This window comes from Parasedimentitalea denitrificans, from assembly GCF_011813015.1.
Lineage (GTDB): Bacteria > Pseudomonadota > Alphaproteobacteria > Rhodobacterales > Rhodobacteraceae > Parasedimentitalea > Parasedimentitalea denitrificans.
In genome coordinates, this window is record NZ_QHLQ01000001.1 from 369,093 (window position 1) to 385,055 (window position 15,963).

Here is a 15,963-nt window from a genome sequence, read left to right on the forward strand (position 1 = left end):
GTTATCCTTCATATCAAATTGCCGCCGCAGTTGTGGCGTAGAAAAACGCATCAAAGTTGCGCAGGTCGGGCATGTTGCCCAGATCAATCTTGCGGTTGACGATGAAGGGCACGACCTGTTCGGTCAATCCGCCGTGGCTGCGCAGCGGTTCCTTAAGCGCGGCCAGATCATGGCGGTGTTCGGATGTGCCAAGGGTCATGTTTTCACCCGAGACCAGAACGATATCGCCAATGCGGTCGGCCGGCATTTCAAAGTCGACAACGGCCCGTTCGCGGGTCAGCACATGGGTGATGCCATCAATCGCCTGAAGACGTGCAATCACATCGTTACGGTCGGCCCCTTCGGGCAGATAGGCGGTGGCAAAGGAGCCAAGCGCGCCGTGATGCACCACGTAAGGATCAGTGATCGGCAGGATCACCCGTGCCGCAGCCTCGCCCAGCCATTCGTCCAGCACGTCCTGTACATAAACCACGGCTGGTGAGCCATCAGTCAGGTGCTTGGGCTTCATGCCGTGGTCGGCGGTCACAACAATCGCTGCGCCCATTTCATCCAGTTGTGCCAGGTACTTGTCGAACATGGCATAGAAATCTAGTGCGCCCTGCTGATCCGGGGCGAACTTGTGCTGGATGTAGTCGGTGGTCGACAGATACATCACGTCGGGTTTGAAATCTTGCAGCAGTTTGACGCCGGCGGCAAAAACAAATTCCGACAGTTCAGCCGAGTAAACCTCGGGCACATCCATGCCCAGCCATTCGCTGGCGTTGTCGATGCCGTGCTCGGCCTTGGTGGTTTCGCCGGAACGCTCGGACGAGAATGCAACCGCACGATCTTCGTCGAATTTCAGGCCTGCGCCAAGCAAGGCGCGCAGCTTGTCCTTGGCCGTGACCATGGCGACGCGGGCGCCTGCTTCGTAGAATTTTGAGAAAATGGTCGGCGCGCGCAGGAAGCGCACGTCGTTCATCATCACTTCTTCGCCTGTTTCCGGTTCGTACAGAAAGTTACCGCAGATGCCATGCACCGAAGGTGGGCGGCCTGTCGCGATGGACAGGTTATTGGGGTTGGTGAACGACGGGATCACCGAATGGGCCAGCCGGTCTGTGCCGGTTTCACGCATACGTTTCAGGGTGGGCATCAGGCCTTTGGCAATTGCCACATCCAGATACTCGGGCTCGCAGCCATCTAGGCAGATCGCGATCGCGCAGGTTTTGGGCGTGGGATATGTGCGGCCATTGGCTTCGACGGGGGATTGAATAGTCATGGGTCTTCCTTTGTGTCTTCAGGCAGCCAGCTTGGCGCGTTCTTTCAGTGCTAGAGCGGGAGGGGTCGCGGATTTCACGCCCATTTCGTCCAGTGTATCTTTGGCTGCGGCAATCACCTGCCGCATAACATGTTCGTCCATCTGCCCGATGCAGCCGATGCGGAAACTATCGACCACTGTGAGCTTGCCGGGGTAGATAATAAAGCCCTTTGCCTTCATCAGTTCGTAAAAATCATCAAAGATGAATTTTGGATCTGCCGGGCAGAAGAAGGTCACGATGATCGGCGACAACCAACGGTCCTTTAGCAAGGTTTCAAAGCCAAGATCGCGCAGGCCAGCCACCATCACATCGCGGTTGCGAATGTAGCGTGCACCACGTCCTTCAACGCCTCCTTCGGCCTCATGGGCGCGCAGAGCCTCAAGAAAGGCAGCAACCACATGGGTGGGCGGAGTGAAACGCCACTGCCCGGTTTTGTTCATCGTGGCCCATTGGGCATGCACGTCCAGACTGATCGAGGTGCTGTTGCCCTTGGCTGCTTCCAGCTCGGACTTGCGTGCGATGACAAAGCCAAAACCGGGAACACCTTCGATGCATTTGTTGGCAGATGACACTAGCGCCTCATAGCGGATCCGCGCCACCTCTAGTGGCAACGCACCAAAGGCTGACATGCTGTCGATCAGCAGTTTACGGCCTGCCGCGTAGGTGACTTGTGAGATTTCCTCGACCGGGTTCAGGATGCCCGAGCTGGTCTCGCAGTGGATCGCCACCACATGGGTAATCTCTGGGTCGTCCGCTAGGATCTGCGCCACTTCATCGCCGCGTGGAGGCAGGTAATCGCCTTTATCCAGCACCACATGGTCGCGGCCCAGATATGCAAGGGTTTCAGCGGTGCGCTGACCGTAGGCACCGTTGGCCAGCACCAGCGCCTTACCATCGCGTGGGATAAAACTGCCCAACATCGCTTCGACCGAAAAGGTACCGCTGCCCTGCATCGGCACACAGTCAAAGTCATCTGCGCCCTGCCCCAGCATCGCCAGTAGCCTGGTCCGCATCTCAACCGTCATGGCACGGAAGTCACCGTCCCAGCTGCCCCAGTCGCGCAGCATCGCAGATTTTACCGGGTATGAGGTCGTAAGCGGCCCCGGTGTCAACAAATATGGCTCACCCAGCCGGGGGGCAGGAAGCGCGCTGTCATGGTTCGTCATGATCGTCTCCGGACACTCGTTTCAAAGCAAGCATTGCGGGATTCAGATCTATATGTAAAATTGCAAATAACGATCAGTCGATAAGCTGAGCCTATATCAAACCAGAGGACACCCAATGCGCCACAGTCAGTTAAAAGCCTTTCACCATGTGGCCATGCTCGGGGGCTTTTCGCGCGCTGCCGAAGCCCTGCATTTGACGCAACCGGCGATTTCGGAACAGGTGCGAAAGCTGGAACAAGAACACGATGTGTTGCTGTTCAGCCGTGATCGAAAGCGGGTAACATTGACCGAACCTGGTGAGCAGTTGTTCCTGCGGACCAAACAGTATTTCGAGATCGAGCAGCACATTCACGACTACCTGACCGAAAACAGCGCGGCGGTTCACGGAACCCTGCGGATCGTCGCGGATTCAGCCCACCATGTAACCGACATCCTGCGCGCCTATCGCCTGCGTTATCCCAATGTCACCCTAAGCCTACGGGTCGGGAACACCGAGGAAATCCTGGAAGAGCTGCGATCCTATAACGCCGAAATCGGCGTGGCTGGCAGCCCATCCCCCGGCAAAGACATGGATATACTGGATCTGGGCGCAACCGAGATTATCGGCTATGCCAGCAAGGACCTGCTGCCTGTCGGCAAGACGTCGGTCACGGTAAAGGAACTGTCGAAACTGCCGCTGATTTTTCGCGAGCAAGGATCAAAGACCCGCGAGAAGTTGGTTCAGGCCGCAGCGAAGAAGAAATTCGCGTTATACCCCGCAATTGAGGCCGAAGGACGCGAGGCGGTTCGCGAAGTGGTGGCATCAGGCGCCGGTATCGGGTTTGTGTCAAAGGCAGAGTTTGTAAACGACGAACGGTTGGTACCGCTAAAGATCAAAGATCTGGACATCAGCATGAGTGAATCGCTGGTGCATTTATCCCAGCGACGGGATGTCAAAGTCATACGATCCTTCATGGATTGTGCCCGCGGCCTGCAGGCATAAAAAACCCCGCCAAGATCATTGGCGGGGCACTCTTTAACAACGCTCTATCACCTAGCGCGCGCGCCAGGCCTGGGTGCGTCGCAGGACACCTTTGGATAGGATCAGGTGAATGATCCGTGCGCCTGCGTTGGTGTAGAAGATCATCATCCCCATCGCCGCAGCCGGGGCAATATCGCCAGCATCGTCCATGTTCAAAACCGCAATCGAGGCAAGCGAGGTTTTAGGAGAATACAGGAACACCACCGCCGACACCGTCGTTAATGCGTTGACAAACAGGTAGATCGAGATATCCAGCACCGCAGGCAGGCAGACGGGCACCGTTACGCGGGTGAACAGTTTCATGGTTGGCTGTTTTAGCGAGGCCGAGACCGATTCAAACTCGCGATCCATCTGCTTCAATGCTGTGACCGCTGTCAGGTGCGACACCGTATAAAAGTGGGTGACGGCTGAGATGACTAGAATGGCCATGGTACCGTAGATCACATTCAAAGGGTTGGCCGGGTTGTTGAAGAAGAAGATATAGGCCAGACCCAGCACCATTCCGGGGATCGCCATTGGCAACATTGCGATCATCTGGAACAGCGACCGCCCTACCCGGAAGCCGTTGGATTTCTCAACCAAATAAGCACCGAAGAAGATTACCGATGTGCCGATGACGGCTGTCAGTAGCCCCAGCTTGATCGAGTTGTAATACGAGTTCCAACCGCCGCCGTCCATTTTGTCGAACTGATAGTTGTTCAGGCTAAGCGAAAGATCATAGGGCCAGAACTTAACCAGCGCCGCAAACTGGCAGACGGCCAGAATACCAACGATGAACAGGCCTATCAGGCTGGAGTAGATCAGAAAGATCCGGTCCATTTTGGCGTTAGGGCTGGGTTGGAACGGTACGGACCGCGCCGACAGGGTGGCGACCTGCTTGCTTTGCACATAGCGATCCAAGGCAAAGGCAAAGATTGCCGGAACAATCAGCACCACAGACACCACAGCGCCCATCTCAAAGTTTTGCTGGCCGATCACCTGTTTGTAGATATCCACAGCCAGCATGTTGAACTGACCGCCAATCACTTTGGGCAGGCCAAAATCGGTGATCACCAGATTGAACACCACAAACCCAGCCGAGATCAGGCCGTAGCGGGCGCTGGGGATGGTGACCGTCCAGAAGGTGCGCCACGGCGAGGCGCGCAGCGACACAGCCGCCTCGTACAGGCGGGCATCGGATATCGCGAGCGCAGTGGAAATGATCAGAAACGCATGGGGAAAGGTGAAGAACACCGAACCGATAACAATACCGATGGGGCCATAGATACTGGCACCAAACAACAGCTCCTTTAGCATGCCCTGATTGCCGAACAGATACACCAGCGCGATGCCGGGCAGCAGCGACGGCACCAAGATCGGCGCCATGGCGATCAGCCGGAACACGCCCTTGAACCGCATACAGCTACGGTTCAGCGCATAGGCAAACCAGAACGCCAGCGTGACAGTGACCACGGTGCTGATTACCGCGATAACCAGTGAATTCTTGACTGAGTTGAACAAGGCCGGGGTCGAGAAATAATTGACAAAGTTGTCGACGCCAGTGGATTTCACCGGTCGCAACTGCACCCGCCTGAATGAATTGCTGTCCAGCGTAAGCCATTCCATATCGTCATGCAGGGTTGACCCGACTAGGAACCGCCCACCAGGCTGCGCATTGCGGATCTGGTACATCACCGGGCTGCGGAAACTGAAATCGGGGAACAGCTTTGTCACCGCTAGACGGCTATCTGATCCGGCACTGAAATCGGCGTCCTCAAAGGCACCCGTTGCGGCATTCAGATCAACGGGGTTCAGCACCGTACCGTCAAACACTCCGTCCTGATCAGACACCTGCATTTCATACTGGGATAGCTCAAACCGGTAGGTCGAGAATGACTTCGACAACATCGCATACAGCGGAAAGGCCAGCGTCACGATTAGATAGAGCGCGATCACAACCATGCCGCCACGCATGACAATGTCGTCCCGGCTTAGCTTGCTTTTAATCACCGGGCCGGGTGGCATCGAGGTGATATTGGTCGAGGGCGTGCTCATCAGCTTGCCTCCGAGCGGGGAAAGGCCATCAGACGATTTTGCGGCAGTTCAACCACCATGGTTTTGCCCGCCTCTAGTTCAAATCGACGGACGGCGTTGATGGACAGATCGGCGATCAGTTCAGAGTCACAAAAATATTCATTCTGCAACCGGCAGCGCCAGAACGAGCCGAGGAACTCCATTTCTGCAATCAGCACCGTAAAGACGTTTTCTGGGTCGCCGATCACATCCGTTTCGTCTGGAGTGCCCGAACCATTTGCGTGTGGGATCACATCTTCGGGGCGGATGGCGGCCACGATGGCCTCGCCGTCTGCAAATTTATGTTCCTGGCTTTTGACAATATCACTGTCTGCGCCAATGGAAATGCCGGCCTTGCCGCGCGCCGTAGCGGGCAGCTGGTTCATCTCACCAATGAAGTCAGCAACAAACAGGTTGGCAGGCTCGCGGTAAATCTCAGTCGGAGAGCCGACCTGTTCGATCACCCCTTGGTTCATCACCACAATCCGGTCGGCCATGGTCAGGGCCTCTTCCTGATCGTGGGTCACCATCACGGTGGTCACACCCAGCTTGCGCTGTAGCTCTTTGATTTCGTGGCGTAAATGCACTCGCACCTTAGCATCCAGTGCCGAAAGCGGTTCGTCCAGCAACAATAGTCCAGGATTGGTTGCAATGGCGCGTGCCAGTGCAATACGCTGCTGTTGGCCACCGGACAATTGCGCCGGATACTTTTTGCCCTGCTCAGGCAACCCAACCAGATGCAGCAATTCATTAACCCGCGCAGTGATTTCCGACTTGCCGCGGCCAGTGTTTTCCAGGCCAAAGGCGATGTTTTTCTCAATCGTCAGGTTCGGGAACAAGGCATAAGACTGGAACACAATACCAAAGTCACGCTGTGACGGTGGCAGGTTCGACACGTCTTTGCCATCTTGCAGGACCTCACCCTTGGTTTGCAGATCCAGCCCGGCGATTGCACGCAGCAGAGTGGTTTTTCCACAGCCCGATGGCCCAAGGAAACATATGAATTCCCCCTCGTTGATATCCAACGAAATGTCTTTGAGGGCAAGGAATTCGCCAAAGGCTTTCCAGAGGTTCGTGATGCTCAGATAGAGATCACCAGATGCTGTTGCTTGCGTCACGAGATTAGTCCTTCGGTCTGCGCCATGCGCACGGGCCGACACGTCGCGGCCAAAGCCACCATACACTGTCGGAATAATTTGAGGGATTTAGGTGACGAGGGGCAAAAAATGCCCCTCGTCGGATAGTGCTTACTTAGGATCCGACTTGCCGTCGTAGCGCGACTGCCACTCTTTCAGGATCTCAGCCCGGTTGTTGGCTGCGAACTCAAAATCGTTGTCGATCATCTTATCCAGCAAATTAGTTGGGAAATGCTCGACCGGCTTGGCAACGCCAGGATAGGCAACAACCGCATAACCGGTGTTGTACATCTCGTTCGCGCCCAAAGTGACCGTGAAATCAACCAGCTTTTGCGCAGCTTCCAGATTGGCGGTACCAGCTACAATCGCAGTGGCCTCCATATCCCAGCCTACACCTTCGCTTGGTACGATGATTTCCAGTGGCGCACCTGCGGCCTTGGACTTGGCGCCGCGGAAGGCAAAGGAAATACCGATTGGGATTTCACCAGCAGCGGCCAGTTTACAAGGCTTGGAACCAGAATGAGTATAACGCGCAATGTTGTTGTGCAGCGCGTCCATATACTCCCAACCGCCATCTTTGCCAAAGATCTGCAACCAGCTGGACACATCCAGGAAGCCGGTGCCCGAAGAGTTCGGGTTCGGCATGATCACATGACCGGCATACTGCGGGTCAGTCAGGTCCTGCCACGAAGTAGGAGGCGTGAGACCAGCCTTTTCTGCTTCGACTGTGTTATAGCAGACTGAGGCAACCCAGGCATCCATGCCAACCCATGCAGGTGGATTGTCGCCATCCACAAACTTGGCGTCCAGCTTTTCCACACCCATCGGCGCATAGGCCTCTAGCATGCCTTCAGATTTCAGCAGCAGCAGCGAGGTTGCAGCCAGTCCCCAGACCACATCAGCCTGCGGATTGTCACGCTCGGCCAGCAGTTTGGCAGTGATGATACCGGTTGAATCGCGCACCCAGTTGATTTTGATGTCTGGATTGGCCTCGTTAAAGGTTGCAGCGTAACGGGCCAGATCTTCAGCCTCGACCGCAGTGTAGACTGTCAGCTCTGTTTCAGCCGCAACTGATGTCGCTAATAGTGCCCCCGCGACCAGAGATGTGAGAGTTGATACCTTACGTTTCATTTTAGTCTCCTCTGTTTTTCTTAGTGATATTTCTGCGAGGTTGTTGATCACCCCTTTGTAATATTCCTGTGAAGCCGCGGTCAGTTTGGCATGATTTTACAACAAGAAAAATCGATTAAACCTACAACTTCATTACTCGGACCTATAGTTGATATTTCATTCTTCCCTGATCATCCAAACCGTGAAAGCCGTCAGTCGTTGAACGTCCTCAAAATTCACGCAAACTTATCGATCACATCTCAACTCATTGAGATCTCGACATAAGCTGTCGCCGTGCCTTGGGTTTCCTGCCTCCTATCAGGTAACCCTAGTCTGCATCTTTGTGCATTTCTATGTTTTCTTGCATAAATGTGCTTTTCTGTCTACAACCATGCTAATTAGTACTCTGATGCAATTACCCCCCACGGCAAGCCGCGCAGCTTCGCGCCGGGCCAAGACAGCCACATTTGGAAACGCCTATGACCAATACTCACGACATCTCAAAAAGCGCCGTGGACTTTGCCATATACCTGGCGGATCAAGCCCGTCTTGTATCACTGCCAGGTTTTCGCAAAGATGTTGAAATCATAAGGAAAGATGATCATAGCCCAGTGACTGAAATCGATCGAAACGTCGAAAGTTTTGTGCGTGAAATGGTCGGAAAAACATTTCCATCACATGGGTTTCTGGGCGAGGAATTTGGCTCAGTAAATCTGGATTCCAAGGACCTATGGGTTGTTGATCCTATCGATGGCACCCGCAGTTTCATCACTGGCTGGCCGATATGGGGCACGCTACTGGCCAAGCTGAGTAACGAGCGCCCAGAGATTGGCATTATCGATATGCCCGCGATTCGGGAGAGATGGCTGGGGATTTGTGGCAAAGGTTGCACTTTTGAAGATCACAGTGGCGTCAAGCGGAATTGCCGGGTGTCGACATGTGACACGCTAGCCGACGCACGGTTCTACACCACCAACATCCTGTACTTTGAACCCGAAGACAGGGTGAACATTGAAACACTGCTGCAGACAGTCGCGGTGCCACGCTTTGGGGGCGATTGCTATTCCTACGGATTGCTGGCGCTGGGTCATGTGGATCTAGTGGTCGAGGCAAAACTAGAGCCCTATGACTACTTCGCCCTTGTCCCGGTGGTGGAAAGTGCGGGCGGCGTGATCACAGACTGGTCCGGAAATCCACTACATCAAGGCTCAGACGGACGGGTCATTGCAGCAGCGACACCGCAATTGCATGCGGCAGCGCTGGAAATATTACAACGGATCTGAAACAAACACCGCCATGTGGAAAAACCAACGACACCAAAGAATATTCAGGCGGCTCGAAGAGTTACAGAGCGTCACCACCGATGATCTGGTCGATGACCTATCGGTGTCGCGCGAAACTGTGCGCCGGGATCTGTTGGATATGGAGGCACTGGGGCTGCTACGGCGCGTCCACGGCGGCGCGGTGTCTGCCGACGCCCATTCGGAGCCCCCACTGGATGTACGCTCAAAACTGCACGTCAGGGAAAAACAATCGATTGCTCGGGCAGCTTGTGATCTGATCACGGATCATAAGGTGGTGTTCTTCGACACTGGTAGCACCACGATATTTCTAGCCCGGCGACTGGCCACGATTCATGGGCTTCACGTCATCACCAATTCCCTGGATGCGGCAAGCCGGTTGCAGAAAGACTATGACGCCAACCGAATCTCCAGCCGGGTATCGTTGCTGGGCGGCAGCCTGACGGCGTTTAATTTTGCCACCTCAGGCCAGCAGACAATCCGCGAGATCTCTCGTATTCAGGCGGATATTGCCTTTGTCTCGCCCACGGCGATCGACCATCAATATGGCGCGTTGAACGCAGCCGAAGCAGAGACTGAGGTTGCCCAAGCGATGCTGGAAAACAGCCGCGAGAACGCGGTTCTGGCGGATGCGGCCAAGTTTTCGACCAATGGGAATTATCGCTATTGCCGGTTTGAACAGATGGATGCGCTGGTGACAGATGCCCAGATCCGCAAGCAGGCGGATCTGGTGCAGACAGTGTCAGGACGGGTGAAGCGGCTGATCATCGCTGAATAAACCGCCCGCCTAGCTGGACTGCTGCGGTGCGTAGTCAGCCGGGTTCAGCCCTGATGGCCTGTCGGGCAGAGCCAGTTCAGTCAGCTGCGGCGCGGTGCGGGCGATCACTTTGCCCTTTCGAATGACGGCCAATCGCGTGGCGCGTAGACGGATTGCCTCGATTGGGTCCTGCGCTTGCAGCAGCACCATGTTCGCGTCGCAACCTTTGTCTAGCCCATAACCTTGCAGCCCCATAATTGCGGCTGAATTCTGGGTGACGGCTTCAAAACACCAAGCCATATCAGCGCGGCTGGACAGTTGCCCCACATGCAGCCCCATCATCGCGACATCCAGCATGTCGGCGCGGCCCAGCGAGTACCACGGGTCCATCACGCAGTCAGAGCCAAAGCCAACGGTAATCCCGGCATCGCGCAGTTCAGGCACGCGAGTCTGCCCCCGACGTTTGGGATAGGTGTCGTGACGCCCTTGCAACATGATGTTGATCAGCGGATTGGGGATCGCGTGGACCTGCGCCTCGACCATCAGCGGGATCAGTTTGGAGACGTAGTAGTTATCCATCGAGTGCATCGAAGTTAGATGTGAACCTGCCACCCTGCCCTGCAATCCCAGCCGCTGGGTCTCGGAAGCCAAGGTTTCGATATGGCGACTGTGCGGGTCGTCACTTTCGTCGCAATGCATATCGACCATCAACCCGCGTTTCTCGGCAATCTCACACAGCTGACGAACCGACTCGGCCCCGTCGGCCATAGTGCGTTCAAAATGTGGGATGCCGCCAACCACATCCACGCCCATGTCCAGTGCGCGGATCAGGTTCTCCATCGCGGTTGGATCGCGCAGCACACCGTCCTGTGGAAAGGCGACCAGTTGCAGGTCCAGATAGGGGGCGACCTTTTTGCGGACCTCTAGCAGCGCCTGCACACCAGTCAGCGCATCATCACAGACGTCCACATGGCTGCGGATAGCACCGATGCCCATGGACACCGCCAGATCGCAATAGCGCAGGGCGCGGGTGACAATGTCGTCGACGCTCTGGATGGGCTTCAGCTCTCCCCACAATGCGATACCTTCGAGCAGCGTGCCAGAGGTGTTCATCCGCGGTGTACCCAGAGACAGGGTGGCGTCCATGTGGAAATGTGGGTCCACAAAGGGTGGCGAGACGAGGTAGCCGGTGGCGTCGATCACCTCTTGTGCCTGCGCCGTGATATTCGGCTCAACGGCGGCGATTGTGCCATTATGGCAGGCGATATCGATGCCGGTGCGGCCATCTGGCAGGGTGGCATTTTTGAGGATCAAGTCGAACATGTGGGTGCCTCGTGTTGGTTTTTGTATTTTATCATCCGGGCGCGCCTGACCTTGGGGAGGTGCAATGCGCCTTCCCGGGGGGAAGGTCAGGCGCGCCCGACCTATCGGTAGGGCAAACCGATTATTACCGCTGACCTTTAAACCAAGGGGTCAGCAAGGCGCGGGGGTATTCAGCTTTGCGTGCAGCAACCACCAGTGCGATGATCGACAGCACATAGGGTGCCATCAGGAACACCTGCCCCGGCACCATGGCGCCGACCTCGGTTTGCAGGCGGACTTGCAGCGCATCAAAGGCCCCGAACAACAAAGCGCCCAGCAAGGCCTTTCCGGGCTTCCAGCTGGCAAAGATCACCAGCGCAATGCAAATCCAGCCGCGCCCGTTGACCATACCAAAAAAGAACGCATCAAAGGCAGACATGGTCAGAAACGCGCCACCAAGCGCCATCAGCGCAGACCCAACCATCACCGCCCCAATGCGCAGCCCGTAGACCGACAGGCCCTGGGCATCGACACTGTCGGGATTGTCGCCAACCGCCTGCAAGGCCACCCCCAGCGCGGTGCGGTTCAGGACGTACCAAACCAGCCCCACCACCAGCAGCGCCAGCATGGTCATTGCGGTTTGCTGAAACAACACTGGCCCCAGAAACGGGATATCTGACAGAAGCGGGATGTCCAGCGCGCGAAAGGGTTCGATCCTCGGAGGCGATGACACATTGGGCAGTGCGGTGCGGTAAGTAAAATAGCTAAGCGAGGTGGCAAACAGCGTCACCCCCAGCCCCGAAACATGCTGCGATAGGCCGAGCGGCACCGTCAGGATCCCATGGATCAGGCCAAAGAACGCGCCAGCAAGCGCGGCTATCAGCACCCCGCCCCACAGGCCTGCGCCCAGCCAGACCGCCATCCAACCACACATGGCGCCAGCGGCAAAAATGCCCTCGATCCCGAGGTTCAGCACGCCGGACTTTTCACACAGCAGCGCGCCCATCACGCCAAAGATCAATGGCGTGGCGATACGAATCGAGGCGGCCCAGAAGCTCTCGGACAGTAGAATTTGCAAGATATCCATCATGCTACGCCCTCTGCCGTTTTGGTGCGGGTGATGCGGTAACGGGCGACAAAGCCGCCGATCAGCACGCAAAGCAACGACATCGACACCACAAGATCCGCCAGATAAGACGACACGCCCATGGCGCGGCTCATGCTGTCGGCACCAACAAAGACGGATGCGATGAACAGCGCCGAGATCACTACGCCCACCGGCGACAACCCAGCCAACATAGCTACCACGATGCCGGTATAGCCAAAGCCGGGCGACAGATCGGCGGTCAAGTATCCCTTGAGCCCTGCAACCTCGCTGACGCCAGCCAACCCGGCCAACCCGCCGGACAAGATTGCAACGCCAAACAGAGACCGGTTGACGCCGATGCCTGCATGACGTGCGGCGGCGGCGTTTTCGCCAACGGCCCGCAAGCGGAACCCCCAGACGGATCGCGCCAGCATGAACTGCGCGATGCCTGCAAGCACCAGTGCCAAGATCAACCCCGAGTGCACCCGCATCCGAGGCATCAGTTGCGGCAACATCCCCTGATCCAGCACCGGCGCGGATTGCGGCCAACCCAGGCTCATTGGATCCTTCAACGCACCCTCAAGCATCATCTGCACAAAGATCAGAATGATGAAGTTGAGCAGTAGGGTTGTCACCACCTCGTCTGCGCCAAAACGGGTTTTCAGCAGTGCAGGAACGGCCATTCCAGCCGCACCAGCGGCGGCGCCAAGGATAACAATCAGTGGGACCAAAAAGATACCGGGAATATCCACCGCCCCGGCACCAATGGCGACGGCAGCCATGGCCCCTAGATATAACTGGCCCTCTGCTCCGATGTTCCACAGCTTGGCCCGAAACGCGAGCGCGGCGGCAAGGCCGGTGAACATCAGCGGGGTGGCACGGGTCAGCATTTCGGAGAACGCAAAGACCGAACCAAACACACCTTTGACCATCTCGCCGTAGGCCACAGTGATGTCAGCCCCGGCCAGGGCCAGCGGGATGGCGGCCAAGGCCAGCGCGATCACGGCCGACAACACCGGCACGCCCAGTGTCATCCACCGACCCGGCGCGGTGCGGGGCTCGATACGGATCATGTGTGCTCTCCTGCCATTTTCAGACCAATATCTTCGCGGTTTCGACTGGTGACTTCGGTCAGCTGGCCGTCGTGGATCACCATGATCCGATCCGCCAGCCCTAGAATTTCGTCCAGATCCTCGGAAATCAGCAGCACCCCTGCCCCACCAGCACGCGCCTCTAGCAGGCGGCGGCTGACCTCGGCGGCGGCGCCCATGTCGAGGCCCCGGATCGGTTGGTTGGCAAGGATCAGCCGGGCACCTTGTTCAAACACACGCGCAAGGATCAGTTTCTGGATATTGCCGCCGGACAGCAGCCGGGCGCGCGCATTGATACCGGGCCCGCGCACGTCATAGGCTTGACTGAGTTTTTCAGCGTTGGCTGCCATTGCGCTGCGGTTCATCAATCCGTTGGTTTGCACCTCGGGGTCGTCCAGCCGTTCGATGACCATGTTCTCGGCCACCGACATTGCACCAACAATCCCGTCGTGATGACGGTCTTCGGGGATACGGCCAACGCCAGCCTTGATCATGGTCTTGGGATCTGGGTTCAGAATTTCATCCCCATCGACCTGAATACTGCCACTATCTGGCCGTCGCAGACCAGAGATGACCGAGGCCAGCGCCGATTGGCCATTGCCAGACACCCCTGCAATGCCAAGGATTTCATGGGCGTGCACGGTCAGGTTTACATCCGTCAGACTGTCACGCGCCGACGGGTTGCGCACGCTGATACCCGACAAGGTCAGCACCGGTGCGCCGGGTGTCATTGCATCACGCTGCGTGACAGGCGTGTCCTCGCCCACCATCATCCGGGCAATCACCCGCTCATCCGCATCCGAGGTGGCGATCTCACCCACCTTAATACCGTGGCGCAGCACCGCGATACGATGAGAAAAGGCCAGCACCTCGCGCAGCTTGTGAGAGATAAAGATAACCGCCAGCCCGTCACCAGTCATAGCGCCGATGTTCTCAAACAGGGTGTCAGCCTCTTGCGGGGTCAACACGGCGGTGGGCTCATCCAGCACCAAGATACGGGCGTCGCGATACAGCGCCTTGAGGATCTCGACCCGCTGGCGTTCGCCCACCGACAATTTGCCAACCGGCGTATCGAGCGGCGCAACCAGACCTGTGCGATCCATGATCCCCTGCACCTTGGCACGCGCACCCGCGCGGTCGCGGCGCAGTGCAAACAGCGGCTCAGAACCAAGAGTGATATTGTCCAGTGCTGACAGGTTTTCCGCCAGGGTAAAGTGCTGGTGCACCATGCCGATACCCGCCGACAAAGCCGCCTGCGGGTGGCCGAGGGTCAACGGTTGCATCTCGCCATTTGGTGCGGCCACATCAATGGAGCCACCGTCGGGCATGTAGTGACCAAACAGCATATTCATCAGCGTGGTTTTACCCGCGCCATTTTCACCCAGCAGGGCCAGAACTTCGCCGCGGTGCAGGTCAAGGCTGACGGCATCATTGGCTACAACGGAGCCAAACCGTTTGGACAGTGCGTTCAGCGATAGAACTTTGGACTCTGTCATAAGTCTCTCAGGGGTCAGGTCATAATGATTGTTTCCCGGCAAAGGGCCGCGCCTGACCTTGGGGAGGTGCAAAGCGCCTTCCCGGGGGGAAGGTCAGGCGCGGCCCGACCTATCGGCCGGGCCCAACCTGTTATTCTGAGTTCAGATTACTTATCCGAAACCGGGCGTTCGTCGTTCACGTTGACACGGAACATGCCTTCCATGATCGACTTTTCGGCTTCCTCGACCTTGGTCAGCACTTCAGCCGGGACCAGCGTCTTGTCGACCACCAGTGAACCACCGCCATAGCCCATAAAGCTGTACTGACCATAGTCTGCCGCCTCGAACGTGCCGCCAGCCACGGCTGCGATCGCACGGTCAATGGTCGGCTCCATGTGCCAAAGGGCCGAGGTCAGGATGGTGTTGGGATAATCGCCAGAGGTGTCGATCACATTGCCAACCGCCTTGACGCCGCGCTCAACCGCAGCATCTGCTACGCCGAACCGTTCAGCGAACATGATGTCAGCGCCTGCATCCATCATCGCAAAGGCACTTTCTTTGGCCTTGGGCGGATCGTACCAGCTGTCGATAAAGTTCACGAGGAATTTAACATCCGGATTGACCGCGCGAGCCCCTTCCATAAAGGCGTTCATCAGCCGGTTCACTTCGGGGATAGCATATCCACCGACCATACCGATCACGTTGCTTTCGGTTGCCGCACCAGCCACCATGCCGGACAGATAGCTTGGCTCGTGGATCCAGTTGTCAAACACCGAGAAGTTCGGCGCGACTGCGCCAAAGGACGACCCCATCAGGAATGCAGTTTCGGGATAATCCGCCGCCACTTTACGCGCGGCGCGTTCCAGACCGAACACTTCGCCCACGACCAGCTGCACGCCCTGCTCGGCGTATTCGCGCATGACACGCTCATAGTCGGTGTTGGCGACGTTTTCAGAAAATACATAGTCAATCTCGCCACGATCCTTAGCGGCGTTGAGCGCCAAATGGATGCGGCTGATCCATTGCTGCTCCACCGGCAGCGTGTAAATGGCCGCGACTTTAACGCCCTCGGCTAAGGCCATTCCGGCTGGTAACATAAGCGCCAGAGCTGCTGCTCCGGCCATAAATGCACGTCGTGTGATAGAAAATTTGCTCTTCATCTGGCAG

The 15,963-nt window shown here is 57.0% G+C and carries 13 protein-coding genes; 3 read left to right on the forward strand and 10 right to left on the reverse strand.

Annotation, left to right across the window (positions count from 1 at the left end):
* Positions 1-13: 13 nt before the first annotated feature.
* Both phnA and DL239_RS01835 read right to left on the reverse strand, forming a co-directional pair.
* Positions 14-1,258, reverse strand: a complete 1,245-nt coding sequence (phnA, locus tag DL239_RS01830) for a phosphonoacetate hydrolase (RefSeq protein ID WP_167681648.1) — start codon at positions 1,256-1,258, stop codon at positions 14-16.
* 18 nt (positions 1,259-1,276) lie between these two features.
* A complete protein-coding gene (locus tag DL239_RS01835) occupies positions 1,277-2,464 on the reverse strand; it encodes a 2-aminoethylphosphonate--pyruvate transaminase (RefSeq protein WP_167681650.1) in 1,188 nt (395 codons plus the stop codon).
* 115 nt (positions 2,465-2,579) lie between these two features.
* On the opposite strand from DL239_RS01835, the gene DL239_RS01840 reads away from it, so the two are divergent.
* A complete protein-coding gene (locus DL239_RS01840; RefSeq protein WP_167681651.1) occupies positions 2,580-3,446 on the forward strand; it encodes a LysR substrate-binding domain-containing protein in 867 nt (288 codons plus the stop codon).
* Positions 3,447-3,497: 51 nt separating this feature from the next.
* Here DL239_RS01840 and DL239_RS01845 read toward each other — a convergent pair whose 3' ends face one another.
* The 3 genes from DL239_RS01845 to DL239_RS01855 all read right to left on the reverse strand — a co-directional run bounded on the left by DL239_RS01845 (position 3,498) and on the right by DL239_RS01855 (position 7,804).
* Positions 3,498-5,519: a putative 2-aminoethylphosphonate ABC transporter permease subunit gene (locus DL239_RS01845; protein ID WP_240931657.1), complete on the reverse strand. Its 2,022-nt coding sequence runs from the start codon at positions 5,517-5,519 to the stop codon at positions 3,498-3,500.
* Positions 5,519-6,655: a putative 2-aminoethylphosphonate ABC transporter ATP-binding protein gene (locus DL239_RS01850; RefSeq protein WP_369410522.1), complete on the reverse strand. Its 1,137-nt coding sequence runs from the start codon at positions 6,653-6,655 to the stop codon at positions 5,519-5,521. Before DL239_RS01850 ends, DL239_RS01845 begins: the two co-directional genes overlap by 1 nt.
* A gap of 129 nt (positions 6,656-6,784) precedes the next feature.
* Positions 6,785-7,804, reverse strand: coding sequence for a putative 2-aminoethylphosphonate ABC transporter substrate-binding protein (locus DL239_RS01855; protein ID WP_167681653.1), 1,020 nt, complete (start codon positions 7,802-7,804; stop codon positions 6,785-6,787).
* Between the two features lie 458 nt (positions 7,805-8,262).
* Here DL239_RS01855 and DL239_RS01860 point away from each other — a divergent pair, with 458 nt between their 5' ends.
* Together DL239_RS01860 and DL239_RS01865 are read left to right on the forward strand one after the other, a co-directional pair.
* Positions 8,263-9,066 carry an inositol monophosphatase family protein gene (locus DL239_RS01860; protein ID WP_167681655.1) on the forward strand — a complete coding sequence of 268 codons (804 nt, stop codon included), beginning with the start codon at positions 8,263-8,265 and terminating at the stop codon, positions 9,064-9,066.
* Positions 9,032-9,862 (forward strand): DeoR/GlpR family DNA-binding transcription regulator, encoded by an 831-nt coding sequence (locus DL239_RS01865; protein ID WP_206188300.1) that lies wholly within the window; start codon positions 9,032-9,034, stop codon positions 9,860-9,862. The genes DL239_RS01860 and DL239_RS01865 overlap by 35 nt, the downstream gene beginning before the upstream one ends.
* Before the next feature lie 9 nt (positions 9,863-9,871).
* On the opposite strand, the gene DL239_RS01870 is transcribed toward DL239_RS01865, so the two are convergent.
* The 5 genes from DL239_RS01870 to DL239_RS01890 all read right to left on the reverse strand — a co-directional run bounded on the left by DL239_RS01870 (position 9,872) and on the right by DL239_RS01890 (position 15,956).
* Positions 9,872-11,164 carry an amidohydrolase family protein gene (locus DL239_RS01870; protein WP_167681659.1) on the reverse strand — a complete coding sequence of 431 codons (1,293 nt, stop codon included), beginning with the start codon at positions 11,162-11,164 and terminating at the stop codon, positions 9,872-9,874.
* A gap of 124 nt (positions 11,165-11,288) precedes the next feature.
* Entirely contained in the window at positions 11,289-12,233 is a 945-nt protein-coding gene (locus DL239_RS01875) for an ABC transporter permease (RefSeq protein ID WP_240931658.1), read from the reverse strand.
* The gene (locus tag DL239_RS01880) at positions 12,230-13,300 is read right to left on the reverse strand and encodes an ABC transporter permease (protein ID WP_439650835.1); all 1,071 of its coding nucleotides are present in this window, start codon (positions 13,298-13,300) and stop codon (positions 12,230-12,232) included. Before DL239_RS01880 ends, DL239_RS01875 begins: the two co-directional genes overlap by 4 nt.
* Positions 13,300-14,817: an ABC transporter ATP-binding protein gene (locus DL239_RS01885; protein ID WP_167681663.1), complete on the reverse strand. Its 1,518-nt coding sequence runs from the start codon at positions 14,815-14,817 to the stop codon at positions 13,300-13,302. The genes DL239_RS01880 and DL239_RS01885 overlap by 1 nt, the downstream gene beginning before the upstream one ends.
* A gap of 146 nt (positions 14,818-14,963) precedes the next feature.
* Positions 14,964-15,956 carry a BMP family protein gene (locus tag DL239_RS01890; protein WP_167681665.1) on the reverse strand — a complete coding sequence of 331 codons (993 nt, stop codon included), beginning with the start codon at positions 15,954-15,956 and terminating at the stop codon, positions 14,964-14,966.
* Positions 15,957-15,963 lie beyond the last annotated feature (7 nt).

Bases quoted from the DNA above. Each gene is read 5' to 3' on its own strand.
- DL239_RS01885 (WP_167681663.1), bottom strand. From the start codon at position 14,817: ATGACAGAGTCCAAAGTTCTATCGCTGAACGCACTGTCCAAACGGTTT.
- DL239_RS01835 (WP_167681650.1), bottom strand. From the start codon at position 2,464: ATGACGAACCATGACAGCGCGCTTCCTGCCCCCCGGCTGGGTGAGCCA.
- DL239_RS01890 (WP_167681665.1), bottom strand. From the start codon at position 15,956: ATGAAGAGCAAATTTTCTATCACACGACGTGCATTTATGGCCGGAGCA.
- phnA (WP_167681648.1), bottom strand. From the start codon at position 1,258: ATGACTATTCAATCCCCCGTCGAAGCCAATGGCCGCACATATCCCACG.
- DL239_RS01865 (WP_206188300.1), top strand. From the start codon at position 9,032: ATGCGGCAGCGCTGGAAATATTACAACGGATCTGAAACAAACACCGCC.
- DL239_RS01870 (WP_167681659.1), bottom strand. From the start codon at position 11,164: ATGTTCGACTTGATCCTCAAAAATGCCACCCTGCCAGATGGCCGCACC.
- DL239_RS01845 (WP_240931657.1), bottom strand. From the start codon at position 5,519: ATGAGCACGCCCTCGACCAATATCACCTCGATGCCACCCGGCCCGGTG.
- DL239_RS01840 (WP_167681651.1), top strand. From the start codon at position 2,580: ATGCGCCACAGTCAGTTAAAAGCCTTTCACCATGTGGCCATGCTCGGG.
- DL239_RS01860 (WP_167681655.1), top strand. From the start codon at position 8,263: ATGACCAATACTCACGACATCTCAAAAAGCGCCGTGGACTTTGCCATA.
- DL239_RS01855 (WP_167681653.1), bottom strand. From the start codon at position 7,804: ATGAAACGTAAGGTATCAACTCTCACATCTCTGGTCGCGGGGGCACTA.
- DL239_RS01875 (WP_240931658.1), bottom strand. From the start codon at position 12,233: ATGATGGATATCTTGCAAATTCTACTGTCCGAGAGCTTCTGGGCCGCC.